The organism is Haoranjiania flava, assembly GCF_025631005.1.
Lineage (GTDB): Bacteria > Bacteroidota > Bacteroidia > Chitinophagales > Chitinophagaceae > Haoranjiania > Haoranjiania flava.
The window spans coordinates 1-606 of sequence record NZ_JAOTPL010000054.1 but is presented as its reverse complement, the minus strand read 5'-3'; the positions used below and the strand labels follow the sequence as shown (position 1 = coordinate 606).

1 protein-coding gene is annotated in these 606 nt (G+C 40.4%); it reads right to left on the bottom strand.

Annotated features, from left to right (window positions below; genetic code table 11):
* A partial coding sequence (locus OD355_RS13820) for an IS982 family transposase (protein WP_263039084.1) occupies positions 1 to 433 on the bottom strand: 433 nt, incomplete at its 3' end.
* Between the last annotated feature and the right edge of the window lie 173 nt (positions 434 to 606).

The following is a 606-nucleotide window of genomic DNA, read 5'->3' as shown; positions in this document are numbered from 1 at the left end:
CAAAGAGTTTGCCGAAGAGTTTTTCTGTAAGTTTGGTGATGGCTTTGGCATTCCTGTCATCTACATTGCCTTTGGAGAGATAGAAGGATAATATTTCACCCTTGTCGTTAATGACCAGGTGCAGCTTGAAGCCATAGAACCAGCCCATAGTGCTCTTACCAACTTCTGCAAGCCCTTTGAAAGTCTTGTGGCGTTTGATACGTTTATTATGACACACGCGCAGCACAGTGCTGTCAATAAAAGAAATGCCTGTACACTCACCTTTACAGCAATAATGCAGATACAGCATAAAAGCAATCGCGCAGCGGTGGCTAAGCTCTATAAAACGATTGTAGGAAACCAGCGTGGGAAACTCTTTACGCAGATGCACACAAACATATTGTGTATAAAAGAATTTAAAATTGGCGAAGCCGCCACTATGAAAAGCGATCAAAATGGAGATAATTTCACTATCGCAAAGTGAGGCCTTTCTGTTGCGACGTTTTACACCGGAATCCTCTTGCAGGAGTAACTCTTTAATGGGATTTTCAAAATTGAGACAAAAATCATCTACGGAAACAAAAATTTGTGTAACTTTATCTTTGAAAAGTGGCTGATTCATTTGAT